The organism is Sporosarcina sp. OR05, assembly GCF_041414805.1.
Classification (GTDB): Bacteria; Bacillota; Bacilli; order Bacillales_A; family Planococcaceae; genus Sporosarcina; species Sporosarcina saromensis.
The window spans coordinates 61,652-87,899 of sequence record NZ_JANKJL010000012.1 but is presented as its reverse complement, the minus strand read 5'-3'; the positions used below and the strand labels follow the sequence as shown (position 1 = coordinate 87,899).

26 protein-coding genes are annotated in these 26,248 nt (G+C 41.0%); 18 read left to right on the top strand and 8 right to left on the bottom strand.

The annotated features are described in order from the left end of the window. The first annotated feature begins 27 nt into the window (after positions 1–27). From NRI27_RS14885 to NRI27_RS14845, 9 genes are all read left to right on the top strand, one after another. A complete protein-coding gene (locus NRI27_RS14885; RefSeq protein ID WP_317944272.1) occupies positions 28–840 on the top strand; it encodes a GDSL-type esterase/lipase family protein in 813 nt (270 codons plus the stop codon). 12 nt (positions 841–852) lie between these two features. Next, positions 853–1,428 carry a YpmS family protein gene (locus tag NRI27_RS14880; protein WP_371391430.1) on the top strand — a complete coding sequence of 192 codons (576 nt, stop codon included), beginning with the start codon at positions 853–855 and terminating at the stop codon, positions 1,426–1,428. Between the two features lie 12 nt (positions 1,429–1,440). Beyond that, positions 1,441–1,971 (top strand): peptide-methionine (S)-S-oxide reductase MsrA, encoded by a 531-nt coding sequence (gene msrA / locus NRI27_RS14875; protein WP_371391429.1) that lies wholly within the window; start codon positions 1,441–1,443, stop codon positions 1,969–1,971. After that, a complete protein-coding gene (msrB, locus tag NRI27_RS14870) occupies positions 1,968–2,393 on the top strand; it encodes a peptide-methionine (R)-S-oxide reductase MsrB (RefSeq protein ID WP_371391428.1) in 426 nt (141 codons plus the stop codon). The genes msrA (NRI27_RS14875) and msrB overlap by 4 nt, the downstream gene beginning before the upstream one ends. 14 nt (positions 2,394–2,407) lie before the next feature. Further along, entirely contained in the window at positions 2,408–2,629 is a 222-nt protein-coding gene (locus tag NRI27_RS14865; RefSeq protein WP_371391427.1) for a YozE family protein, read from the top strand. A gap of 79 nt (positions 2,630–2,708) precedes the next feature. Further along, complete coding sequence (gene deoD / locus NRI27_RS14860) at positions 2,709–3,410, top strand: purine-nucleoside phosphorylase (protein WP_371391426.1); 702 nt, start codon at positions 2,709–2,711, stop codon at positions 3,408–3,410. Between the two features lie 85 nt (positions 3,411–3,495). After that, positions 3,496–4,995: a lmo1851 family serine protease gene (locus NRI27_RS14855; RefSeq protein ID WP_371391425.1), complete on the top strand. Its 1,500-nt coding sequence runs from the start codon at positions 3,496–3,498 to the stop codon at positions 4,993–4,995. A gap of 61 nt (positions 4,996–5,056) precedes the next feature. Beyond that, the gene (locus NRI27_RS14850; RefSeq protein ID WP_371391424.1) at positions 5,057–5,971 is read left to right on the top strand and encodes a CobW family GTP-binding protein; all 915 of its coding nucleotides are present in this window, start codon (positions 5,057–5,059) and stop codon (positions 5,969–5,971) included. Between the two features lie 177 nt (positions 5,972–6,148). Beyond that, a complete protein-coding gene (locus NRI27_RS14845; RefSeq protein WP_371391423.1) occupies positions 6,149–6,970 on the top strand; it encodes a CAP domain-containing protein in 822 nt (273 codons plus the stop codon). 732 nt (positions 6,971–7,702) lie between these two features. Here the strand turns inward: NRI27_RS14845 and NRI27_RS14840 are convergent. Then, a complete protein-coding gene (locus NRI27_RS14840) occupies positions 7,703–9,061 on the bottom strand; it encodes an MATE family efflux transporter (protein ID WP_371391422.1) in 1,359 nt (452 codons plus the stop codon). A gap of 153 nt (positions 9,062–9,214) precedes the next feature. Between NRI27_RS14840 and NRI27_RS14835 the strand changes: the two genes are divergently transcribed. From NRI27_RS14835 to NRI27_RS14810, 6 genes are all read left to right on the top strand, one after another. Then, positions 9,215–10,291, top strand: a complete 1,077-nt coding sequence (locus tag NRI27_RS14835) for an undecaprenyldiphospho-muramoylpentapeptide beta-N-acetylglucosaminyltransferase (RefSeq protein ID WP_371391421.1) — start codon at positions 9,215–9,217, stop codon at positions 10,289–10,291. Between the two features lie 199 nt (positions 10,292–10,490). Continuing rightward, positions 10,491–13,301 (top strand): 2-oxoglutarate dehydrogenase E1 component, encoded by a 2,811-nt coding sequence (locus NRI27_RS14830; protein WP_371391420.1) that lies wholly within the window; start codon positions 10,491–10,493, stop codon positions 13,299–13,301. Positions 13,302–13,639: 338 nt separating this feature from the next. Next, positions 13,640–14,875: a 2-oxoglutarate dehydrogenase complex dihydrolipoyllysine-residue succinyltransferase gene (gene odhB / locus NRI27_RS14825; RefSeq protein WP_371391419.1), complete on the top strand. Its 1,236-nt coding sequence runs from the start codon at positions 13,640–13,642 to the stop codon at positions 14,873–14,875. Positions 14,876–14,946: 71 nt separating this feature from the next. Then, the gene (locus NRI27_RS14820; RefSeq protein WP_371391418.1) at positions 14,947–15,144 is read left to right on the top strand and encodes a DUF6501 family protein; all 198 of its coding nucleotides are present in this window, start codon (positions 14,947–14,949) and stop codon (positions 15,142–15,144) included. A gap of 64 nt (positions 15,145–15,208) precedes the next feature. Continuing rightward, positions 15,209–16,072, top strand: coding sequence for an ATP-binding protein (locus tag NRI27_RS14815; protein ID WP_371391417.1), 864 nt, complete (start codon positions 15,209–15,211; stop codon positions 16,070–16,072). A 13-nt stretch (positions 16,073–16,085) separates the two neighbouring features. Further along, entirely contained in the window at positions 16,086–17,984 is a 1,899-nt protein-coding gene (locus tag NRI27_RS14810) for a vWA domain-containing protein (protein ID WP_371391454.1), read from the top strand. A gap of 58 nt (positions 17,985–18,042) precedes the next feature. Here NRI27_RS14810 and NRI27_RS14805 read toward each other — a convergent pair whose 3' ends face one another. Together NRI27_RS14805 and NRI27_RS14800 are read right to left on the bottom strand one after the other, a co-directional pair. Further along, a complete protein-coding gene (locus NRI27_RS14805; protein ID WP_371391416.1) occupies positions 18,043–19,239 on the bottom strand; it encodes a toxic anion resistance protein in 1,197 nt (398 codons plus the stop codon). Further along, complete coding sequence (locus NRI27_RS14800; RefSeq protein ID WP_371391415.1) at positions 19,226–19,888, bottom strand: 5-bromo-4-chloroindolyl phosphate hydrolysis family protein; 663 nt, start codon at positions 19,886–19,888, stop codon at positions 19,226–19,228. Before NRI27_RS14800 ends, NRI27_RS14805 begins: the two co-directional genes overlap by 14 nt. Positions 19,889–20,088: 200 nt before the next feature. On the opposite strand from NRI27_RS14800, the gene NRI27_RS14795 reads away from it, so the two are divergent. Then, on the top strand, positions 20,089–20,406 hold the full coding sequence (locus NRI27_RS14795) for a DUF1033 family protein (RefSeq protein WP_371391414.1): 318 nt from the start codon (positions 20,089–20,091) through the stop codon (positions 20,404–20,406). A gap of 174 nt (positions 20,407–20,580) precedes the next feature. After that, a complete protein-coding gene (locus tag NRI27_RS14790) occupies positions 20,581–20,781 on the top strand; it encodes a cold-shock protein (protein WP_184210741.1) in 201 nt (66 codons plus the stop codon). An 80-nt stretch (positions 20,782–20,861) separates the two neighbouring features. Here NRI27_RS14790 and NRI27_RS14785 read toward each other — a convergent pair whose 3' ends face one another. The 5 genes from NRI27_RS14785 to NRI27_RS14765 form a co-directional block, all read right to left on the bottom strand. Continuing rightward, on the bottom strand, positions 20,862–21,539 hold the full coding sequence (locus NRI27_RS14785; RefSeq protein ID WP_371391413.1) for a hypothetical protein: 678 nt from the start codon (positions 21,537–21,539) through the stop codon (positions 20,862–20,864). A 132-nt stretch (positions 21,540–21,671) separates the two neighbouring features. After that, complete coding sequence (locus NRI27_RS14780; RefSeq protein WP_371391412.1) at positions 21,672–23,276, bottom strand: ABC-F family ATP-binding cassette domain-containing protein; 1,605 nt, start codon at positions 23,274–23,276, stop codon at positions 21,672–21,674. A 50-nt stretch (positions 23,277–23,326) separates the two neighbouring features. Next, positions 23,327–23,638, bottom strand: coding sequence for a hypothetical protein (locus NRI27_RS14775; RefSeq protein WP_317946072.1), 312 nt, complete (start codon positions 23,636–23,638; stop codon positions 23,327–23,329). 651 nt (positions 23,639–24,289) lie between these two features. Then, positions 24,290–24,823, bottom strand: a complete 534-nt coding sequence (gene msrA, locus NRI27_RS14770) for a peptide-methionine (S)-S-oxide reductase MsrA (protein WP_371391411.1) — start codon at positions 24,821–24,823, stop codon at positions 24,290–24,292. Between the two features lie 173 nt (positions 24,824–24,996). After that, positions 24,997–25,095, bottom strand: a complete 99-nt coding sequence (locus NRI27_RS14765; protein WP_317946075.1) for a YjcZ family sporulation protein — start codon at positions 25,093–25,095, stop codon at positions 24,997–24,999. Positions 25,096–25,263: 168 nt separating this feature from the next. Between NRI27_RS14765 and NRI27_RS14760 the strand changes: the two genes are divergently transcribed. Beyond that, entirely contained in the window at positions 25,264–26,229 is a 966-nt protein-coding gene (locus tag NRI27_RS14760) for an LCP family protein (RefSeq protein ID WP_371391410.1), read from the top strand. Positions 26,230–26,248: the final 19 nt, after the last annotated feature.

The window sequence follows — 26,248 nt, the reverse complement described above, 5'->3', positions numbered from 1 at the left end:
ACTAAATAAAAAAGGGGAATTGTGTTCATGAGAAGAGTTTTATTCTTACTCGTCTTCTCATTCGTTGTTGCAGGTTGTCAAGCAGAGGAACGAGTTGTCCATCCGTCTTTTTCGGAGCGTAACTCTCTAGCGCTCACTGACTTTTTCGTTCATGATTACTTCGTCCCTGAGAAGATCACTGTTATTGGATTAGGAGACTCTCTTACGCAAGGTGTAGGAGATGAGTATAAAAGAGATGGCTATTTTGGCCGTGTTACCCTTGCCATGCAAAATTGGAAAGGGGTAAGTGACTTGGACGCTTCCAACTTAGCGAAGAGAGGACGACGGAGTGATCAATTGATTGAACAACTTGAAGACCCGGAAATCCAAGATTCCATTAAGGAAGCTGATGTCATTTATTTGACAATTGGTGGGAATGATATTATGAAAGTGGTAAAAAAACATCTCTTCAATTTACAAGCGGAACCCTTTTATAAGGAGCTGGGGAAATTTGAAAATCGTCTAGATGAGATTTTCAAAACGATCAGAGGGCTAAACGGTGATGTCGTAATTGTTGTTGCAGGTTTATACAATCCGTTGTCACTCGTGACAGATGAATCGAACGAATTCGATACGATTATCGAGGATTGGAATGAAGCAATTGAAATTCAGACCATCATGGACGGAAAAGCTTGTTTTGCACCTGTAAATGACCTGTTTGTTGGCAATGATAATATGGTGTACCATTCTGATTTCTTTCATCCTAATGCGAAAGGATATGAGTCAATGGCAAACCGCTTAATTGAAAAAATCGATGCATGTGGTTTGACAGAATTATCGGATGGGAAATTGGATATGTAGAGGTGACCGTTTGTGAATCGATGGAAAATTGCTTTTTTTACGTTGATCGGCCTGCTTTGTGCCGGTGTAATTGCGTTAATCTTGTTTTTAGATACGTCTGGGAAGTCAGAACCGCTTCCTACTGATGATCGTTCTGCGAGTAAAGGAAGTGTGTTACTTGTAAAAGCTTCTCGAGATGATGTGGAAGTTCTTGCGAATAACTATTTGCGAAAAGCGATGAAAGGAAAGCCGCTTCCTGTCACGATTGAAGTGAAAGACGAACTGGTTCTTTATTCGGAGTTGACGGTTTTTGGTGTAACCGCTCCTATCTATATGAATTTTGATCCGGTTGTGTTAGAAGACGGTAACTTGATACTTAAACAATCATCTATGGAAATCGCGAATTTAAATATTCCACCCGCTACTGTACTAAAAGTATTACGCGATTCAATTGATTTGCCGGAATGGATGATTGTTCGTCCTAAAGAGGAAGAGATTTTCATCGACTTATCTGAACTTCCGGTATCCGGTAATTTACAAGTGCGAGCTAAAACGTTTAACCTTGCGGAAGATGAGATCGAGTTGGAAGTAACCATTCCTAACAATTAAGGAGGAAAATGCATGGCGATTCAACGAGCGACATTCGCAGGAGGATGTTTTTGGTGTATGGTGAAGCCGTTTGACAAGTATGATGGTGTACTATCTGTTGTGTCCGGCTATACAGGTGGAGAAGTGCCAAATCCGTCCTACGAACAAGTATGTACGAATACGACAGGTCATCGTGAAGCAGTTCAAGTGACTTTCGATGACACAATCATAACTTACGAAGAGCTGCTAAACATCTTTTGGCGACAAATCGACCCAACGGATGCTGGTGGTCAGTTTTTTGACCGTGGAGAATCGTACCAAACCGCGATTTTCACGCATACCAATGAACAAGAGGTGCTTGCAAAAGCTTCAAAACAACAGTTACAAGATTCAGGAAAGTTCACGAAGTCCATTCAAACGGAGATTCTTCCTGCAAAACCGTTTTATGCAGCTGAAGAGGAGCACCAAAACTATTACATGAAAAATCCAAGTCACTATGAGCGTTATGCAATTGGTTCAGGAAGAGAGCGCTTTAAAAAAGAACATTGGGGTGATCAAGCATGAAAGATGAACTAAAAAAGACGTTAACACCCATGCAATACTATGTCACACAAGAAAATGGAACAGAGCCGCCTTACCAAAATGAATTTGACCAACATTTTGAGGAAGGGATTTATGTTGATATCGTGTCTGGAAAACCATTGTTCAGTTCAAAAGATAAATTTGACGCAGGTTGTGGATGGCCGAGTTTTTCAAAACCGATTGTTGAAACGGAAGTGACGGAACATTTTGATGCGAGCCATGGTATGCGTCGGACAGAAGTGAGAAGCAAAACAGCTGATTCTCATCTTGGACATGTTTTCCCTGATGGACCAGGGCCTGCAGGTCTTCGGTATTGCATTAATTCAGCAGCATTGCGCTTCATTCCGCTGAGCGAGCTCGACAAAGAAGGATACGAGGAATACAAAAGCTTATTTAATAAGTGAAGGGATGTGCTGTGATGGACCGATCTTTTTACCAGTTTGCTTTATCCTATCGAGGTGGAGGTAAAAACGATGTCAATGCCATTTTTGCTGAGGCAATGTTTAACGACCTAAGTTTCCCTAAAGATGAGAAGCATTTTGATAGTCTTTCTCGATATGTAGAAGACAAAGCGGATCCAAATATGCCAAGTATTGTTTTCGACGAATTGTATGCGCATTATGAAGACCAGTTTCTTTAGATGTATTTACCATCTTCATTGCATAATAAGCTGATAAACTGTATGATTAGGACAGAAATTTGAAAGGTAGGCGTGATAATTGAGCATACATATTAATGCGAAAAAAGGCGATATTGCCGACACAATTCTATTACCAGGAGATCCATTACGAGCAAAGTATATTGCAGAAACATTTTTAGAGGACGTAACGCAATATAACGAAGTGCGAAATATGTTCGGTTATACAGGGACATATAAAGGGAAACGTATTTCTGTTCAAGGGACTGGAATGGGTGTACCATCCATTTCCATCTACATTAACGAACTAATGCAAGAATTCGATGTACAAAAATTAATTCGTGTTGGTACTTGTGGCGCGATCCAAAAAGACGTTAAAGTAAGAGACGTGATTTTGGCACAAAGCGCGACAACAAACTCTCCGATTAACCGTACATTCTTTAACGGTGTCGATTATGCACCAACAGCTAACTTTGATTTGTTACTGAAAGCGTACCATGCAGGTGTTGAAAAAGGTTTACACTTACAAGTCGGAAACGTATTTACAGAAGACTTCTTCTATAACGAGCACGCTGAGCATGAAAAATTAGCTCAATACGGAGTGCTTGCTGTTGAAATGGAGACAGCTGCCTTGTATACATTAGCTGCGAAATATGGCAGACAAGCTTTGGCTGTCTTGACAGTAAGTGATCATATTCTTACAGGTGAAGTAACGACTTCTGAAGAGCGCCAAACAACTTTCAATGACATGATTGTCGTTGCATTGGACGCTGCAATTCAATAAGAGTGCACCTTAGGACCGCTCGCAACATGAAAAGCGGTCTTTTTTTGAATAAACTCACATAATGAGGAAGAAAGTTGGGAATGGGATGGACGAAAAAGAGAACAACAGGCCTCAAGAAGAACAAGCAAACTATGAACCGCCTGCTAAACGTTATATTCAGTTAAAACCGTTCTCCTTAGTAATGCTCATATTCGGACTTGTCCTTGCGACTGCAGGTGTAACGTTTTTTGCATTAACAACTGGCGACGATAAAGTAGTTGAAGTAGTCAGCCCGCAAAATCCGTCCACTGACCGCAAAGAATTTAAGAAGCTGTATGATGCGTACGATGAATTGAAATCGAATTATTACAATGACATTGATGAAACCGCCGTCATTGACGGGGCCATTAATGGAATGATCGAAGCATTAGGAGATCCGTTTTCAGACTACTTGAATGCACAAGAGTCAAAACAGTTGAATGAAAGCATTTCATCGAGTTTCGAAGGAATTGGTGCGGAAATCCGGGAATTGAACGGCTATATTAGTGTCGTTTCACCTATCAAGAACTCCCCAGCTGAACGTGCGGGACTCTTACCGAATGATTTAATCGTCGCGGTGGATGGAGAAAGCATTCAAGGGATGTCCTCTTCAGAAGCAGTGTTATTAATTCGCGGTGAAAAAGGAACAACTGTCACATTATCCGTGAGAAGAGGAGAAATGGCTGAACCTTTTGATGTGAAAATTGAAAGAGATATCATTCCGATTGAAACCGTATACGCTGAAATGTTAGCGGATAAAATCGCGCACATTCGCATTACAAGTTTTTCTGAACATACGTATGAAGAGCTAGAAGCTGCTTTGGATGAAATGGAAGCGCAAGGGATGGAAGGTCTAATTATGGACGTCAGACAAAATCCTGGCGGCAGATTGGATACGGCCATTGACATTTCAGACCTCTTTGTAGAAGAAGGAAAAAATCTCTTCCAATATGAAGGAAAAGGAAACAAACCAGAAGTTTACGTCGCCTCAGGCGGTAGAAAGGTGACCGTTCCTGTTACACTCGTCATTGACGACGGCAGTGCGTCGGCTTCAGAAATACTTGCTGGGGCGTTGAAAGAGTCTGCAAACGTTAAGCTGATCGGGATGAAGACATATGGCAAAGGGACTGTCCAAACGCCGAAAGACTTGCCAGATGGATCGAACTTGAAGCTTACAACTGCGAAATGGTTAACACCTGACGGTAACTGGATTCACGAAAAAGGAATTGCGCCGGATATCGAAGTGCAATACCCTTCCTATGCAATGTTACCTTTCCTTGATCCTACGATGGAGATGAAGGAAGGGACCGTCTCACCAGCTGTGAAAACTGCTGAGGAAATGTTGGATGCAGTTGGATATGATACAGGTGAAATCGACGGCTTGTATGACGAACAGACAACCGAAGCAGTAAAAGCACTTCAAGAAAAGCTATCAATCGAAACAAACGGTATTTTAGCTGGTGAAACAACTTACGGTCTCATGAATGCTTTAAGAGATAAAATCCGTAACGAAGATCCACAATTGCTAAAAGCGAAAGAAGTCGTAATGGAACAGCTTCAAAACTGATAAAAAGCGTCCAATCCTTTTGGTTGGGCGCTTTTCCAATAGAAATTAGGGAGGTATTCAAATGACAGATGTGTATTTGTTAAGTGGTTTTCTAGGAAGTGGTAAAACATCATTGCTCGTGAACTTGATACAGCAAATTAAAGAACAAGGGCTGAAGCCAGCCGTTCTCATGAATGAATTTGGTGCCATTTCCATTGATTCGGACACGGTAGGAGATTCAAAGGATGTGCCACTTAAAGAATTGTTGAATGGGTGCATCTGCTGTACGGGATCTGAGAAAACGGAGGCACAGTTACAAGGCCTTTTAGAAGAATATGAGGTTGACGTCATCCTTATTGAAACGACGGGTGCTGCTCATCCTGTTGAAGCGCTGGATGCCGTCTATTCCCCGCTATTTGCGGACCGCTTGGATGTGAAAGGCATTGTAACGGTTGCTGACGCCAAACGATGGATTGAGCGTCATACCATGTCTCCGCAGATCCGTGCGTTATTCATGGAACAGATTAAACATGCACATCTACTTGTCTTGAATAAAACGGATTTATTGACAGAAAGCCAATTAGCTACCGTATCGATGGAACTTGCTAATTTCAATGAAAATGCACCGATCATCCAAACAAGTAATGCACAAGTTTCGTTTGCTTATATAGAAGAAACGCTACAAAAGCTGCAACAATTACCGACAAAACCGATCATTTCAGGTAAAAATTTGCCGTTGTCATCTAAATTGATTGTTTTAGAGAAACCTGTACAAAAAGAACATTTTGAGCAATGGGTCAAAGCATTGCCGGATACTGTCTACCGTATGAAAGGATATGTCCCCGTTGAAGGCGCAAGTCATCCGTTTTTATTTCAATATGCATACGGAATGGTCAACTGGCTTCCTGAGTATGTAAAAATGGATCCTTCACTTGTTGTAATTGGTGAAGGCATCAAGGGCCTTGAATATGTATATCCTTCTAGCAAACAATCTTAATATGTCAACCCTACTTGAGATGAAATAATAAACTAGCACTCCTTAATTATCCAAAAACGCCTTTGCGAAACTACTTAAACAAAGGGAAACTTAAATTCTTTGGTTATGCTGGATAATCTTGTCGATTCTCAACTTCAACTTTGCGATATGATAGTTTGCGAAGGGAGGAGTTAAGAGATGAAAAAATCGATGGCTGTCATCTTACTCGGTTCGGCGCTCTTGCTGCCGAACAACAATAGTGTAGAAGCATCAACTCAATTAAACGATGCAAAGGTTCAAAAAACAATAGAGGACGTACAATATTATGTATATGAGGGGAAATTCAATTCTCTCAACGAAGTAAACAACTACTTTACTTCCTATCTTGATAAACTGAAAGAACAATTTGGTGAAAATATATTTGTAAACGTAGAAAAACCGGTTAAGCCTGAACAACAAAAACCAGTTACTCCAAACAAACCGGGTAACGAACAAAAACCTGAAACACCAAGCAAGCCGGTAGTGCCACAAAAACCGGTTACACCAAATAAACCGGTGGAGAAACCATCTACACCACCGACACAACAACCAAGCAAGCCAGCACCACAACAACCATCAACAAACCCAGGTCAAAACGCATCCATTTCTGCTATTGAGCAAGCTGTTTTGAACTTGACGAATGCTGAAAGACAAAAAGCGGGACTTCAACCATTGCAAATCGATGCGAAACTAATGAATTCTGCTCGTCAAAAATCAACAGATATGGCGAAAAACAATTATTTCTCTCATACAAGTCCAACTTACGGTTCTCCGTTCGATCAAATGAAAGCTAACGGTATCTCTTACCGTGCTGCAGCTGAAAACATTGCAATGGGCCAACGTAGTGCAGAAGAAGTTGTCAAAGCTTGGATGGATTCACCTGGTCACAGACAAAATATCCTAACACCAAGTTTCACACACATCGGTATCGGATATGATGCAAATGGCCACTACTGGACACAACAATTCATCCAGAAGTAAGCTTCACAGTATTAGGAAGTAGTATCTTAACAATAGAAACGCATGGAACCAGTTTACCATCTGGTTCCATGCGTTTTTTCTAAGCAAATTTTTATTGGTTGGAAATGATTTTCATGCATTCAACAATTAAGGCATATGGATAAGGGGGCTTGCAAAAACGTTTTCTAGAAAGTGAAGTGACAATACGTTTGTTTGAATAAACACTTATTAACAAGTAGACTTCTTCGAAACCGTTGACTTGCGTTTCGGCACACGCTTTCCGCGGGGCAAGGACATCCTTGCTCCCAACGCTCGTCTTTTGTACACAAAAGCCGTTCTGCGTGACGGCTTTAGCTGCAGGGTCTCACCAATCGTGTTATCCCCCGCAGGACATTGAAAAGGCTCCCCCGAATACTCACCTCACGAAGGAAATGCGTAGCATTTTCGAGGATCGGCGCATGAACTCCAGCTAACTATTTTGTGACGACAACTTTTTTGCCTCTCACTGTAGAAAACGCTCATCAGGATTGGAGCAGAAGGCGGCGACTCCAGCGGGAACAGCGCGAGCTGAAGACCCTGGACTGAGCGAAGCGAGGGAAGCGGCTGAAGCCGTGCCCGCGGAACGCGTCCGCCTGGAGCGGAAATCCGCTGTTTATCGAGAGTACAAGGGAAATTATATACTCTTATATCCCGTAAATTTGTTAATCAACATACCTGAAGTGACAATTGTTAATCGATTTTGCTAGTAAGACATCAAGCTGTTTCTTGGAGTTCATGTCTCTTTTGAATCACACGTAAACGTAAGCTTAACGTAATCGCACCAATTGTCAATCCAACGATGAGGCCAACCCAATATCCAAATGGACCAAGTTCCGTATACATAGCTGTGATATAACCGACTGGAAGCCCAATGCCCCAGAAAGAGATAATCGCCATTATGAACGTCATATTCACATCTTTATAGCCTCGAAGTGATCCTTGTATTGGTGCTTGAATCGCATCAGACAATTGGAAAAACGCAGCAAACACAAAGAAATGAACGGCTAGTTCGATGATCGTCTGATCTGTCGTATACAACGATGCAATGGGTTGTCTAAAAACTAATAAAATGACGATTGAAATGAAACTAAATAGAACTGCTAGACCGACTGCAAGAAAACTATATTGTTTAGCCGTCTTCATTTTTCGTGCACCGACTGCTTGACCAATTAAAATTGTTGCACCCATCGAGATGCTGAGCGGTATCATATAGAGGAGAGACGTAAAATTCAAAGCGATTTGGTGTGCTGAGATTGTTTCTGTCGTATAGCCGCTCATTAGCAATGTAACGACAGAGAAAATGCTGATTTCGACAAATATTGAAAGGCCGATTGGAACACCGATTTTTATAATTTCGAGGCATTTTGCAAAGGAAACACGTTGCCAACCTTTAAATAACTGATACGATTGAAAAGGTTTGCGTTTCCAAGCAATTAAGGCTGCAATACTTAACACAATCCAGTAGGTGATACCGGAAGCATATCCAGCACCTGCTCCACCCAATTCAGGGAAGCCGAAATTCCCAAAGATGAGTAAATAATTGAGCGCAATGTTGATAGGTGCAGAAAGTAAAATGATAAACATTGACACTCGTGTTGCACCAAGCGCATCAAAGAACGAACGCAACACTGTGTAGGCGAAGAGTGGAATTAATCCAATACTCATCCCTTGTAAATAATGACCCGCAACTACTTTTACCGGGGCTTCTAACGGCATGTTTTGGATTGCAGGAATAATGGCAACCAATACAAGTGTGAACACTACTATAGAGAGGACGAGGGAAACGTAAAGCCCTTGTTGGACAGATGGTCGCGTTTCGTGTTTTTTACCTGCACCAATATAGTGTGCAATCATTGGGGTTAAGCCCATGAGAATGCCGGATAAGCCAGTATATACAGGCACCCAAAAAGAGGAGCCGATCGTTACACCTGCTAAATCTTCGGTGTTGTATCTTCCAGTCATGAGAATATCAAAAAACGTCATCATGTATAAGGCTACTTGCGTAATGAGAATGGGTATGACGATTTTTGCAAATGTTGTGGACTTTGCTTTTAGTGATGTAACTTCTTCCATAGCACGAACTCCTAACTTTATTGACCGTTGACAGTAAGAAACATAAATTTTGATCGAAATAAATCAATCAACATTGTACCATGATTTCTCTGCTATAATAGCAAAGAAGCATTTTAGATATGCTTATATTCAATTGAAGAGGTGAATGGCCAGATGAAACGGCCGGTTATAGTACTAACAGGCGGCGGAACTGCAGGGCATGTTTCCGTCAATGAAGCGCTTATTCCAGAATTTTTGGAGAAGGGCTATGAAATTCATTATATTGGTTCCCATGATGGAATTGAAAAAGAGTTAATTGAAGGTAGACATAAGGAAGTTACGTATCATGCGATACAAAGTGGTAAACTTCGCCGTTATTTTTCCATGAAAAACTTTACGGATCCTGTACGTGTTGGAGCAGGCGCCCTACAAGCGTTCGCGATTCTGCGAAAATTAAAGCCTGAAATCGTCTTTTCAAAAGGTGGTTTTGTATCAGTCCCAGTCGTGCTAGCAGCTAAACTGGCGAAAGTTCCGGTAGTTGTACATGAGTCAGATGTGACACCTGGATTGGCAAACAAGCTCGCTTTGCCATTTTCAAATCATATTTTCACGGTTTTTGAACAGACGTTGGAGTATGTACCAGCCGGAAAAGCGACGTGCACAGGTGCTGTCATCCGTCCAGAAATTTTTACAGGAGATAGAAATGAAGGGCTACGCATTGCAAGATTGACTGGTACGAAACCTGTCGTTATTGTGATGGGGGGAAGTCAAGGGTCAGCAATCTTGAATGAGGCAGTCAGAAAAGATTTGGATGAACTCCTGGAGATGTTTGAAATCATCCACCTTTGCGGTAAAGGAAATATTGACGACTCATTGGAGCATTTGACAGGCTACACACAATTTGAATATGTAACAGAAGGATTGCCTCATTTGTTGGCAGCTGCTGACTTTGCCGTATCGCGAGCGGGTTCAAATGCGATCTTTGAATTGCTCTCCTTATTGAAACCAATGCTACTCATTCCATTGTCTGCCGCAAAAAGTAGGGGAGATCAACTAGTGAATGCATCACTCTTCCAATCTCTTGGTATTGCAAATGTCGTGAAGGAAGAGGAACTTGAGCGTGAACGGCTAGTAGTTTGTTTGGAGAAACTTCTACAAGATCAGCAACAATTACATACAAATATGGTCAAAGTTGCAAATACGAAATCTCCTGCGAAAATGGCTGAATTAATCCTAACGTACAAAAATTAGCTGGAAGAGACATTTTGCCGTAAAAAAATTGTCGATAAACTGTTGCATTCAAATGCAATGAGGTGTATCGTTGTTGTCGGCGCAAAAGTCAATAAAATAGTTCTAAACCCTTTTAGTTAGACTGTTTGCGTGGTACTATGGATACGGATAAAAAATATAAACACAACAGGCCAATAGGCAAATGTGGAGGTCATTTTACATGTCGAACAATGTTGGTGCCCAACGTTCCCCTTATTCGGTTTTCAAAGGTCCGAACCTCGGGTATGTAATGGAAATGTATGAACTGTTCAAAACTTCACCAGAATCAGTAGATCCAGAGCTTGCAGAAATGTTCAGAAGCTACGGAGCACCTTCTGTGGATGGTGTTGAGCAGGCAACAACAGCAGCTGCCGTCCCAACGGGCGATTTCGGAAAGATTTTAGCTGCGTATACGTTAATTGATGCGATTCGTGCATATGGTCATCTTGCAGCGGATATTTATCCCCTCAATGATCGTCCTAAAGACTCGACACGACTCGAGCTCTCTTACTACGGGTTAACAGAAAACGATTTGCAGACAATGCCGGCCTCCTTATTTATGAAAAATGCTCCATCTACTGTAGAAACCGGGTTGGATGCAGTAAATTATTTGAAATCATTGTACACTGGCAAAATCGCTTATGAATTTGCACATGTCATTGATGAAGAAGAACGCAATTGGATTCAAGGTAAAATTGAAAATGGGGAAATCTCAGTTAGTCTTTCAGCTGAAGATAAAAAAGAACTATTACACCGATTGACAAAAGTTGAAGGGTTTGAGAAATTCATACACCGCACTTTTGTCGGGGCGAAACGTTTCTCCATTGAAGGTTTGGATTCTCTAGTCGTACTTTTAGACGAACTCGTTCGTAAATCAGAAGCAGAAAAGATGAAGAAAGTGTTAATCGGCATGGCTCACCGTGGACGATTAAACGTACTGACACACATTTTAAACAAACCATATGAAATGATGTTTGCAGAGTTTGCAGGTGTTCCATCTTCGCCGTTCCTACCTGAAGACGGCTCACTTGTCACGACGCGTGGCTGGTTCGGAGACGTGAAATACCATATGGGCGGTTTGTACAAAGGACCATCGGGGATGGAACGTTTCTTAGCGTACAATCCATCTCATTTGGAAGTTGTCAATCCGGTCGTAGCAGGACAAACACGCGCTGCACAGGAAACAACTGACCATGAAGGGATTCCTGTACAAGATACAAATGCAGCATACGCAATTATGATTCATGGAGATGCCGCTTTCCCTGGACAAGGAATTGTACCGGAAACGTTTAACTATAGTCGAGTGCGTGGTTACCGTACGGGCGGATCCATCCACGTTATCGCGAACAATACAATTGGCTTTACAACCGAATATTACGATTCAAGATCAACACATTATTCATCAGATCCTGCAAAAGGTTTTGAAGTACCGATCATGCATGTGAATGCAGACAGTCCTGAATCAGTGATTGCAGCTGCGGCATTCGCTTTTGAATACCGTCAAAAATTCGGTAAGGATATTTTAATAGACTTAGTTGGATATAGAAGATACGGACATAACGAAATGGATGAACCACTCGTTACGAACCCAATGATGTATCATTTAATTCATAAACACCCTACGGCAAGACAACTGTATGGCGAGGAACTTGTGAATGCGAATATTCTCAGCAAAGAAGAAGTTGAAAAAATGGATTCAGATGTATTCGCAGTTATGCAATCCGCTTATGATCGCGTAAAAGAACATTCTTCAGATGCAAAACGTAGCTCGAATGCGACACCGGAAATCGTCTTGAACGGTTATCCAAGAGACCTTGAAACAGGCGTGTCTGAAGAGCAGTTAACGCGTATGAATGAAGAATTGCTTACTTATCCGGAAAACTTTACAGTGTTCAGCAAATTGAACCGTATTTTGAAACGCCGTGAGGAACCATTTAAAGGTAAAGGTAAAGTGGATTGGGCACATGCAGAACAGTTAGCATTCGGTTCAATTTTGCAAGATGGAAAACCTATCCGATTAACTGGGCAAGATGTCCAACGTGGTACATTTGCACATCGTCATTTGGTGTTGCATGATGAAAAGACTGGCGAAGAATACGTTCCTTTACATCATATTAGTGGATCGAATGCATCGTTCGTAGCGTACAATAGCCCATTAACAGAATTCGCTGTTGTCGGTTATGAGTTTGGGTATAACTTAGAGAAAGACCAAGCGTTGTCCATTTGGGAAGCACAATATGGAGATTTTGCGAATATGGCTCAAGCGATGTTTGACCAATTCATTTCGGCAAGTCACGCAAAATGGGGACAACAATCAGGAATGGTTATGTTGTTACCGCATGCGTACGAAGGTCAAGGCCCAGAACACTCCAGTGCACGTCTTGAAAGATATTTACAGCTTTGTGCTGAAAATAACTGGACAGTTGCCAACCTATCAAGTGCGGCAAACTATTTCCACATTTTACGTAGACAGGCGAAAATGCTTGGTACGGAAGTGGAACGTCCACTTGTTATCGTTTCACCAAAATCATTGTTGCGTCATCCTTTAGTAGGAGCAGATGTCAGTGATTTGTCAGACGGCCATTTCCAAACTGTTCTTGAACAACCTGGAACAGGTCAAAAACCTGAAAAAGTGAAAAAGATCCTCTTCGCAAGTGGTAAAATGGCAATTGACCTCGCTGAGAAGGTGAAAGATGGAGAAGGGTTCGATCACTTACACATCGTTCGTGTAGAACAACTGTATCCATTCCCTTCCGATAAGATTGCTGAAATTCTTACACGTTATCCGAAAGCGAAGGAACTTGTATGGGTACAGGAAGAACCGAAAAACATGGGTTCTTGGTCATTTGCTTATTCATATTTACGTGAACTTGCAGACGGCAAAGATATTTCTTATGTTGGCCGTATTCATCGAGCGAGTCCTTCAGAAGGAAACGGGGAAGACCATAAAGTCGAACAACAGCGCATTATTGATGAAGCTTTAAAAAAATAAGTCTATATCCTGAATCAATTTCAACACTAAAAAGTCCATTTAATAATACTAACATTTCTTAACGCTCTATATTGAGCTGTTCATATTATTGAAGTGCTACTCTCGTTGATTGAAGCGTAAGGCGGCGACTCCGGCGGGAAAAGCGCGAGCTGAAGACCCCGCAGGAACGTAGTGACGAGGAGGCTGAAGCCGTGCCCGCGGAACGCGTCCGCCTGAAGCGCAAATCAACATTGTCCGGATTTTATAGTGATACCAATTCTATTATGAAATTGACTCACCTACATGAAATTGCAATGTTAGTTACCGTTTAAACGGTTAGAACAGAGGAGGAATTTATTGTGGCAGAGATTAGAGTACCTGAACTTGCAGAATCGATTACAGAAGGAACAATTGCAAAATGGTTGAAACAACCTGGTGAAAGCGTAGAAAAAGGTGAATTCATCGTTGAATTGGAAACAGATAAAGTAAACGTTGAAGTCATTTCTGAAGAAGCTGGAGTCATCCAAGAACTACTTGCTGGTGAAGGCGATACGGTTGAAGTCGGTCAAGTAATTGCGGTTGTTGGAGAAGGTGCAGGTGCCCCTGCAGCTCAACCAACTGCGTCTGCACCAAAAACGGAAGAAGCACCTGCTTCTACACCTGAAGCAGCGACAGCGCAACCAGCAGAAGAAGCATCATCTACTGATCGTACGATTGCAAGTCCTGCAGCTCGGAAACTAGCGCGTGAAAAAGGAATCGATTTGGCTGCTGTATCTACCGTGGATCCAATGGGTCGTGTACGCGTGCAAGATGTTGAAGCACACGGAACAGCTCCTAAAGCTCCTGCTGCACAAGCAGCACCAGCTCCTAAAGCGACTGCACCAGCAGTTGAAGACGGACGCGAAACACGCGAAAAGATGACACGTCGTCGTCAAACGATTGCGAAACGTCTATTGGAAGTGAAGCAATCTACAGCAATGTTGACGACTTTCAACGAAGTAGATATGACTGCAGTCATGGAACTACGTTCTCGCAAGAAAGACGAGTTTTTCGACAAAAATGATGTGCGCCTTGGCTTCATGTCATTCTTTACGAAAGCTGTCGTTGCAGCATTGAAAAAATACCCATACGTCAACTCTGAAATCGATGGCGATGAAATCATCTTGAAACATTATTTTGACGTAGGAATTGCTGTGTCAACTGAAGGTGGTCTTGTTGTACCAATCGTTCGTGATGCGGACCGTAAAAACTTCGCAGAAATCGAGGCGAACATCGGTGAACTTGCAGCGAAAGCACGCGACAATAAATTAACGCTTGCGGACATGAGCGGCGGTTCATTCACGATTACAAATGGTGGGGTATTTGGATCACTCCTTTCTACACCAATCCTTAATGGTACGCAAGTAGGTATTCTCGGTATGCATACTATCCAAAAGCGTCCAATCGCTGTTGGCGATAAAGTTGAAATTCGTCCGATGATGTACATTGCATTATCATACGATCACCGTGTAATTGACGGAAAAGATTCTGTTGGTTTCTTGAAAATGGTGAAAGAATTAATTGAAAACCCTGAAGACCTTCTTCTCGGTTCGTAATAAAAACAGCTTAACGAGGACCCGATCTATTCGGGTCTTTTTTCAAATGAACGCAAAGGAGAGTGTATGAAATGACTTTTACAGAATGGACAACTGCTCCGACAATTCGTAGAGTAGTTTGTAAGCATGCTGATGCAGAGAAATACGTGGTGACGAATGTATTAACCCCTGGCAAAGAATACGAAGTGAAAAATGAAACGGATGAATTCGTCTTTATCGTAGACAATACAGGTAAAGTCGGCGGCTATTATAAAACCTATTTTGAATAAAATGTTACCCAATGTCGCTTCGCTCGGCATTGGGCTTTTTACGAATGAAAAGGATTGATTACGAATGAATAAACTTGTGCTTGATACCCAAAAACGTCGTGTAGATCGGCAATATACGCAAAATGATCACACATTGATCCAACAAGGTGGCTACATTTCTCCAATTCCTTCATTATGGGAAGATATTCTAATTGGAGTCGTGTTGCAAAAACCGATTCTATTAAAAGGTCCTTCCGGTTCGGGGAAAACTAAACTTGCACAAAGTATTTCAGCCTATTTTCAGCAACCGATGCAAAGCATTAATTGCTCTGTCGATTTAGATGCCGAGTCGATGTTAGGGTTTAAGACAATTATTGCGAAAGAAGGAAATACGCATATTGAATTTGTGGAAGGTCCCGTCGTCCAGGCAATGAAAAATGGTCATATTTTGTATATCGATGAAATTAATATGGCGAAGCCGGAAACACTTCCGATCCTCCATAGTGTGCTAGACCATCGTAGAATGTTGACAAATCCATTTACCGGTGAAGTAATCCATGCACATGAAGACTTTACGGTCATTGCAGCAATCAATGAAGGGTATGTCGGTACTTCACCTATGAACGAAGCTTTGAAAAACAGATTTGTCACGTTCTCCATCCCTTACTTAACGGGCGATCAACTCGAAAAGGTCATGACAGCATTGTATCCATCTGCGACTCTGCAAATGGTTGAGACATTTCTTCACATTCACGAAGACCTAAAGAAACAAGTGTTAAACGGGCTGTTGGCTGAGGAAGCTGCCTCCGTCAGAAGTTTGTTGGATGCACTTGCATTAGCGGAACATATGCCTCTTGAGCGGGCTATCACATACGCGATTGCTGAAAAATTGGAAGATAAAATAGAGCGTGATTTAGTCATGGAGCTAGTCGTTACATGGGTGAAATGAGGCGAGCCAATTGGTGAAATTGAATCGATTCATTCAATTCAATGACGAATCTGTCGACGTCAACAAACTCCTATTATACGAACGGGTAGGCATGGCGCTAGCGGACGCTCCGTATATAAAATTGACGGAGCGGAAGTTAGTGGAGTTTCAACCTAAAGAGGGGATCATTTCACTGAGCGTTTTTTGGAGACATCGAAATGAAGTCGTGACACATGCGGGTAGATTGTCTGATGTCTATTTACTAACAGCAGGTTTTTGGAAGTACTTTTCTGTGAATGATTGGTTGCAGTTTCGCCAAAACTATGAGTCGCATCCATTAAAGAAACTTGCTGAACAAATGCTCTTGTTATTTGAAGAATTTAGATTAATCGACAAGATTGAAAGGAATCGTCCCGGGACGAAGAGAGCATTTTCAATTCGACGAGACGTCATGCTGGATTATCATCACGATCAATTAACAGCAAATCGGCAGCAAGGATTTCTTGCGGATGCCTTTCTGAATTACCTCTTTCAAACAATACATGCAGGTTCACTTTCGCTCCAACCGTTAAGCTGGTCATTTCCAATGGAACAAGTTCAAATGCTCGCAATGCACGCAACGGATGCGAGAAACACTTATGATATGGTTCAACTCGTACATCGCATCATGTTCATCGTGGAAGGTCATATTGAAAAAGATCTCATTCGTCAATATTATGCGGTAGGCGAAGCAATTACGGAACAGAATGACGTTTTTCATTACCATGACGGAATGCGGGACGCACAACTAGGAGATGAGGAAACGAAAGACACCATTGAAGAGCTGTTTCGGACGTGGCACCGTGAAAGTGAACGGGAAACAGGTGTTCACTTGCAGTATGAGTTGGAGCATGGTCGAGCTGGAAAAGGGAATGGGACAGACGCAGTGGAAGGAAATGACGATGCCGAAATACATGAAATCGGCTCTGGTACATCGACAGGGAACGACAAGGAATCCCAAGCGAAACCTATGAAAGAAGAGGTTCTAAGCCAGAGACCGTCGGATTTTAAAAAGGCAGGTCACGATTTTGGTAAAGAGCATCTTCATGTCATTTATAAAGAACATGTATTGGAAGCGAAAACCGATTCAGTGACAATTGAAAAGCTGTTAAAGTGGCGAGAACAACAGAAACCTTTTGTACGCTCATTTATAGAAGAGATGAAAAAGCGGATTGAACAAAAGGAAGAGTACAAACGAACAAAATTGAGCAAGGGTAGGCTTTCAGCTGATCTACTGACAATGGTTGTAGATGAAAGACCGAAACCGTTCTATCGGAAGAATAAACCTTCTGAGCGATTGGATGCAGTTTTTGGTTTACTCGTGGACGGGTCAGCTTCGATGATGGATAAATTGGGTGAAACAAAAAAAGCCGTATTATTGTTTCATGATGTATTACGGCAACTTGCTGTACATCATGAAATATCCTCTTATTATGAAGATGCAAACCATGCATCCAAAGAAATGCAACCAAATGTATTTGACATTTTGCATTCATTTGAAAAGACGACAAGAGATGACGGTGCAACCATCCTCTCTCTAGAGGCGAACGAAGATAACCGTGATGGTTTTGCAATCAGATGGATGATGAAACGCTTGCTCAATCGAAATGAGAAACATAAATTTCTACTTGTTTTTTCAGACGGTGAACCTTCAGCATTTGGCTATGATCGGAATGGAATAATGGATACACGTGCAGCAGTAATGGAAGCAGAGAAAAATGGTGTATCGGTCATTCATTTGTTTTTAGCGACAGATGAGCCGACGGAAGAACAACGTGCTTTGTTTGCAATGATGTTTGGCAATAAGTCAGCAGCATCCACATCAGTCGAGGAGTTTTCTGATCAGACACTACGAATTTTGCGTAAATTGTTATCGATCGTTATTAGTCAATGATATACCTTCATGAAAAAAGCAACTTACCTATAGGCTAGGTGAGTTGCTTTTTGCGAATTCAGGAAGGGCGAGGGGTTTGGGTTTTCTCGTGAACCGCTAACAATCGCTGTTTTAACTCCTCTTCCATACGGGCTATTTCCACTTCAGCAGCTTTTCGTTTTGCACGCCCATCCGCTTGAATGACAAGCGTTTCTTCAATCGTTTGGATAAGATTTTCTTGTGTTTTCTTCAATGTATCAATTTCAATAATTCCACGTTCGTTTTCCTTTGCAGTCTCAATTGAATTGACCTTCAACATTTCGGAGTTTTTCAAAAGAAGGTCATTTGTCGTTTTTGTCACTAATCGCTGTGACTCAACTGCTTTCCGTTGACGATTTAACGTAAGCGCAATCGCAATCTGGTTTTTCCATAATGGAATGGAGGTCATGATGGATGATTGAATTTTCTCTGCTAACGTCTGGTTTGTCTGTTGAATCATCCGTATTTGCGGAGCACTTTGAATTGTAATCTGGCGTGATAGCTGAAGATCATACAACCTTTTTTCCAGTCGATCAAGGAATTGGCCCATATCATTCACTTCTTGAAAGGCCATTTGGTCATTTGAAAGTTCAGCTTTCCGTTGCATTTCAGGAATAATGACATTGGCAATCTCATCTCGCTTCAATTCAGCTGCTGCGATGTATACATTTAATGCTTGGAAGTACGTTTTGTTTTGCTCATACAAACTGTCTAGCATTTGAACATCTTCAAGTAACCCGCGTTTTGAATGTTCAAGTTGGACGCCGATTCGATCGATTTGTGTGCTGAGCTTTTGGTATTTCGTCATCATCTCTTGAATGGAACGAGTTGCTTTTTTAAATAAACGACTAAGACCTGATTTCTTCTTTTCGGACAAATCTTCAGGATCGATTTCAGATAATTTCCCCATTAAATCGCTTAACACGTCACCGACAGGACCGATATCTTTGCTTTGGACATGATCAAGCATTTTATGAGAGAAGCGTGATAATTCATTTTGCGCATTTGCTCCATAGGTAATAATCGCTTCATAGTTTCCAACTGGAATCTGTTCAGCTAATTGCTTCGCTTTATCCTGTTCTTCCGGCGTTAAACGATCCAGTAGTTTAACAGCGACACCGTTATTTTGTTGTTCAGTTTGCATCTCTTTTGGTAGTAAGGCGTCATCCATTGTAAAAGGATTATCTAATAGGTCATCCATTGTTTTCACATTGTTCGTCGAATTATTTTCTGTCATTGCGGAAATCCCCTTTCATATCGAGCAACGGTTTGTTGTTTTTCATCGTTACATCTACATAATCGAGCTCAAGTTGAAGCTGTTCGATGTCTGTAGCTAATGCCCCTCTTAAATCTTGTTCAAGTTGCTTGTTTACATCAGTAAGTGTTTCCCTTGTATGTTGGAGGGCAATCCTGATTTCTTGATCTTTTAATGGTTGATTGACAAGCATAGCGTATTTTGACGTCAACTCGACCGCAGAATCCAAGTGCGAATAGAAAAATTTTTCTACGTGGTAAAATTTCGCAGGATTTTTGCGTACAATGGTAAGAATCCTTCTAGCCAAGTTGTTCATTTCATACACTTGTTTAAACGCTTGTACAGATCGCACTTGGCCATATAGGCTGTTCAATTGTTTTATTTTCCCTTTTGCTTCAGTAATTTGATGTTGAATATGCTTATATTCGGATCTAGACATGCCGAGTTGTTTTACATTTGAAGAAAGTTGGACTTGTTTTATTGTGAAATTACCTCCTAGATAGATGGCAATCATTAGGCCTGTTGCAGCAAATGGGTTGATGCCTGCAGCAAAAATCATCGTGAACCAACTTGCTGCGCTGAAGGGCGCAATGATAAAGTGTCTTAGGAAAAATTGTTTAACTTCTTGCATCGAATGCAGGCCTCCTTCAAGTCTCTTTACTTTATTACGTTTTAATGGCCGAAAAGTTTCAGTCTATACGTTCAAGTATAACGTATTTGAAGGCGAAATACATTTTATTGGACACACGAAACCATTTACTTGGAACTGGAGAAAGGATTTGTTAAAATAAATCCACTCACGGTCTTTATGGATAGGAGGAGCTATCAACTATGTATGAAGTGATTTATATGAAAGCAGACTATGAACCGTGGTGGTTGTTTGAAGATTGGAAGGAAAAAATTCAAACACGAAAAGTTTTTACTTGTAAAGCGGAAGCAAAACAATATATGGATACAGTTACAATGCAATTTTCGGGACAATTCGACCATCATGAAGTGCGTAAGGAATGTTTCTTTGCATTTTGGTCTGATGAAGAAAAAGTCTATTGTGAAGGTTGTGATGATGAGTTGCAAATTTTTCACGGCATTATCTCTTTTGTCAATGGGGAGCCCGCTCCAATTATCCTGAAGAATAATTCGAATATTTGATATTGTTATATTGACAATTAAATTGGGTATGGTATAGTAACAGTAACAATATCAGTTTTACCGAAACAGACGGATTCACGTATTACAAAAGGTGATCGGCGTTGTCGGTGCCTTTTGTAATATGTGAATTTTTTTCATGTATTAGAAAGTACAATTATTTGGAGGTAGTCACACATGAAACAAGGTACTGTAAAATGGTTCAACTCTGAAAAAGGCTTCGGATTCATCGAAGTTGAAGGAGAAGACGATGTATTCGTACACTTCTCTGCTATTCAGGGAGACGGATTCAAAACTTTGGATGAAGGTCAACACGTTGAGTTCGAAGTTGTAGAAGGCAACCGTGGTCTTCAAGCTGCTAACGTAGTGAAACAATAATTCGTCAAATAAAAGAGGCACCTTTTACGAGGTAGCCTCTTTTTTACTTGTGATTTTTTTAAAAGAAGTGGGCGCGCCTTTTATGGTTTTGATACGGATGACAAGGTCGATGTCACTTTGTATTCTTCTCCGTTCGTCATGGTCATGACGGATTCCCGTTTAACTTCCCCAAAACCTTTAGCGAAATATTTACGATTCACCGCATCATCAGATGTCGATTCAATGACGAAAACGTGGTCAAATGTCTGATAAGGTGTTTCTAATGTAATGTCCGTCTCAACAATTTTCCATTCATCAAATGTCGTACCAACTTCAAATGGTTTTTCCAAATAAATTCCATTCGGTTCCATTGCTTGTAATTCATCAAGAGAAGGGAAGTCTTCTTTTAACTCAATCACTCGCTGATCCAATCTTAAAATTTGATCCGATTCGATTTTGTAAATGTATCGGATTAACGTACCACCATTATTTTCGTGCACGATGACATAGTTCTTAAACGGATGCGCATAATCAATATCCAAGTCAGCGTATTCGTTCCCTTCACCAATAAACATTGCTTTTGAAGTGTCAGGCAGAAAATAATCAACGAGCTCACTCTCTTTTGCTGCATCTGTAATTTCTTTATCCGTCTTTTCATTTGGCTGGGCACTTTCGCCGCTATTTCCGCTGTTATTAAGGTCTGTAGTGGCAGGGGAGCACCCAACTACGAAAAGACTACAGATACTCATAATAATCAATAGGTTTTGTATCGTACGCATCTATTTTCCACTCCTTTTTGATTATTATTGACGAGATACACAAAGCTATGCTTCAGAAGATCATGTGTAATGCTGACACAACGGAAAAAGCCGTTTTCTGCGAGTACAGAAAACGGCCATTTTTACGATCTATTATGAAATTGCTTGTTGCTCTTTCCACTCCAAGTACTCATCATATTGCATCATTTTATCAAATATCGTACCGTCTTCGCGGATCTCAATGATTCGATTTGCAACTGTTTGAATGAACTGTTGGTCATGCGATGTGAACAACATTGCCCCTTTAAATGCAATCAATCCGTTATTAAGTGCTTGAATCGATTCCAAGTCCAAGTGGTTCATCGGTTCATCTAACAACAAGACGTTGGCAGAAGAAAGCATCATTTTAGACAGCATACAACGCACTTTCTCGCCACCTGATAATACTGATGGCTTCTTTTTCACTTCTTCTCCGGAGAAAAGCATACGTCCTAGGAATCCACGTAAAAATGTTTCCGTTTGATCCTCAGGTGAATATTGACGTAACCACTCAACTAATGACGACTCTGAGCCTTCGAAGAATTCACTGTTATCAAGAGGGAAGTACGCACGTGAAGTTGTTACACCCCATTTAAATGTACCCTCGTCCGGTTGAGCTTCTTCAGCGAGAATTTCCAATAATGCCGTTTTGGCAAGTGGATTTCCAAGAAGAATAATTTTGTCTTCTTTATTCATAGTAAAGGTCGCATCTTTAAACATAACTTTACCGTCTTGTGTTTTGGATAGACCTTGAACACTTAACACGTCATTCCCAATTTCACGTCCAATTTGGAAGTTAACGAACGGGTAACGGCGGGATGATGGTTTAATGTCATCCAACTCGATTTTCTCGAGTGCTTTTTTACGAGACGTCGCTTGCTTGGATTTGGATGCATTCGCACTGAATCGAGCAACGAACGCTTGTAATTCTTTAATCTTCTCTTCTTTTTTCTTGTTTTGATCTTGAGCCATACGCAATGCGAGTTGGCTGGATTCATACCAGAAATCATAGTTTCCTGGATACAATTGAATTTTAGAGAAGTCCAAATCGGCAATTTGTGTACATACTTTATTTAAGAAATGACGGTCATGCGATACAACAATTACCGTATTCTCAAAGTTGATTAGAAACTCTTCAAGCCATTGGATTGCTTTTAAGTCTAAATGGTTCGTCGGCTCATCGAGTAGAAGTACATCAGGTTTACCGAATAAAGCTTGAGCAAGTAGCACTTTCACTTTTTCAGAACCGCTCAATTCAGCCATTTTAACATGGTGTAGAGATTCTGGAATACCTAAACCTTGTAAAAGAATCGCTGCTTCTGAATCAGCTTCCCAACCGTTCAGTTCACCGAATTCACCTTCAAGTTCTGCAGCACGCATCCCATCTTCGTCTGAGAAATCCTCTTTCATATAAATTGCATTTTTCTCAGTCATTATGTCATAAAGGCGTTTGTGCCCCATGATGACTGTATTTAACACTTCGTTTTCCTCATACTCAAAGTGATTTTGTTTAAGTACCGCTAAACGCTCATCTTTGTTCATGATGACATTTCCAGTTTGCGGCTCAAGTTCACCTGATAAGATTTTAAGGAAAGTCGATTTACCCGCACCGTTTGCACCGATTAAACCGTAGCAATGACCTGGATTAAACTGTATATTTACATCTTCAAACAGTTTGCGGTCACCGAATTGAAGACTTACATTACTGACTGCTATCATAGAAAAATCCTCCTAAATTCACAATGCTCCCATTATAACATGAAATCTTTTCAAAGTGGTGTGTCATCAATGTGTATTTGCGCGTTTTTCTTTTCAATATGAAAATCTGTTTGGTTTTGAAGAGAGGTCCGAAAAACTTGTCGATTTCGATACGCAGGAAGCGTTCCTAGTTCCTTATTTAGCAGATATTCCATTTGCACATATTGTTTTCTCGTTGGAAGCGATGTATCGTCAATTGCCGACATTGTATAAATAAAATAATAATCCTTGATCTGACGAAAGATGACGACGGTTGAAGGAAACTCGTTAAAGATTCCTTTCACTTGATATTTTCTACCGTATTCCCAATGAATAAGCTCCATCATTCTTCATCCTTTCTATCTTTCTATTATACTACAGCGCGATGCGAACACAAGTTCTTTAGTGTGTAAGGAGTGGCCGTTTGAATAGGGGGAAGTTGGATGAGAGGTTAGTGGATAATGTGAAAGCAATGAGAAGTTATTAAGAGAGGGCTTCTAATTGAGCGTCAGCATGAAAAATTGGCGTCCACGGTCAATGAGAGGACTTCTAAATGACCGTTAGCATGAAAATCCAGTATCCACGGTCAATAAGAGCACTTCTAAATGACCGTTAACCTCAAAAATCAGCATGCACGGTCAATGAGAACACTTCTAAATGACCGATAGCATCAAAAATTGGCGTCCACGGTCAATGAGAACACTTCTAATTGACCGTTAGCATGAAAATCCAGCGTCCACGGTCAATGAGATCATTTCTAAATGACCGATAGCATGAAAAATCAGTGTCCACGGTCAATGAGAACACTTCAAATTGACCGTCAGCATGAAAAATCAGCATCCACGGTCAATGAGAGCACTTTTAAATGACCGTCAGCATCAAAAATCAGCATCCACGATCAATGAGAGCACTAATACGCTTACAGTACGAAAGAAAAAAGTGAACCTGAGCGAACTCAGTTTCACTTTTTACGAGAAGAAACAACCCCTACAATTTCACTTCGACCAATTCTCTTGAATGAACTCGTCTCTTCCTGATTTTGCGCGGTCCTCTTTATAATGCTGTTCTTCTTTTACATAATAATCTTGATGGTAATCTTCGGCAGGATAGAACGTTTCTGCAGGTCTGATAACTGTAACGATAGGCTTATTGAATTTACCGCTTTCTTCTAATGCAGTTTTAGAAGTCTGTGCCGCATGCTGTTGTTCTTCCGTATAATAGAAAATTGCAGTACTGTACGAATGTCCTCGATCTTGGAATTGTCCACCAGCATCGGTCGGGTCGATTTGTTGCCAATAGACTTCCAACAATTGTTCGTATGTGAAAATTGAAGGGTCAAACGTAATCTCAACAACTTCCAAATGGCCAGAATCACCTTTTTTTACATCTTCATATGTAGGATTGTCGACATGTCCGCCCATATAGCCCGATACGACATCATGAATGCCGTCCCATTCTTTGAACGGTTTCACCATACACCAAAAACACCCACCTGCAAATGCCGCTTTTTCAATAGTCGTTTTGGACATTTTCAATCACTCCTTTTTTCTCTACCGATTGTACCATAAGAGTGACGAACGTTTTACAATTGATTTGTCGCTTGAATTCTGTAAAATAAATAGAAAGGTTGCCTACGTTTTGTAAACGTGCGTACAACCTTTCCGAGGTGCTAATGAGTGGGTATGTGTATTTTGACGATTAATTAATACAAGTAGCTTGCACCGATGATGATCAATAGTATGAAAAGCACTACTAACAACGCGAAAGAAAAACCGGTTTTATGACCATGTTCATTTCCCATAAAATCCACCACCTTCATTATAGACTATGCGTAGGAAGGGAACGGACATAGGTAAAGAGCCGGTTGCACATGAGAAACTTACAAGATTGAACGATGGCGATCTTGTCATGCAACCCGCATTACTACCATTCGTCCTATTGACGACATCATTTTTTGGAGGAATTTACTTTGACAGAAGACCAATACGAAGGTCCCGTTCCGAGAAGAAGACGGAGAAGAAGGAGATTAAGGGTAGGAAGGTTGTTCTTCACACTGCTTTTTCTCATGTTCATCATAGGCGGGCTCTATTCATACATTCAATATCAGAAAGGTAAATCGTTAGCAGAAGGGAATGCGATTGATCCGGGTCCTTTTAAAGGGGATGTCATTGATCCGAAAAATCCTTCTGTTGAGAATTATTTATTACTAGGTGTAGACGATGATGGAAGCGGTAAGTCTCGTACGGATACAATGATGGTGCTTTCTTGGAACAAGAAAGAAGGGTCTCTTCGACTTGTGTCATTTATGCGGGACATATACGCTGATATTCCTGGCTACCAATCCTATAAATTGAACACTGCCTATTATTTAAATGGTGTTCAAACCGCGAAAGACACCATTACTGGGATGTTCGGTATTCCGATCCATCATTATGCAATCATTGACTTTGATAATTTTGAATCGGTTGTTGATATCGCGTTTCCAAATGGTGTGGAAATGAACGTTAAAAAAGAAATGTCCGAAAAAATCGGCGTTACGTTAATGCCTGGCAAGCAGCATTTGAATGGCAAAGAACTTCTAGGCTATGCGCGTTTCCGTGCAGATGCAGAAGGGGATTTTGGGCGAGTTGGCCGGCAGCAGGAAGTTCTGGCGGCGATAAAAGAGGAAGCGTTACGTCCCGGTATGTTGTTGCATGTGCCTAAGTTGTCTGGTGCATTGACTGGGTATATTGAGACAGACTTAACAGCGAAAGAAGAGATTTCAAAAGCATTGACGCTTTTAATGAATGGAAAACCTGAACTTGAAACATTAACAATTCCTATAGAAGGAACCTATCGCTTTACAAGATATGAACATGCAGGGTCTGTGATCGAATTGGACCTCGAAAAAAATAAAGAAGCGTTAGCCGCTTTCTTAGAACCAACCAATGACTAAAGAGAGAGAAGGGGATTAG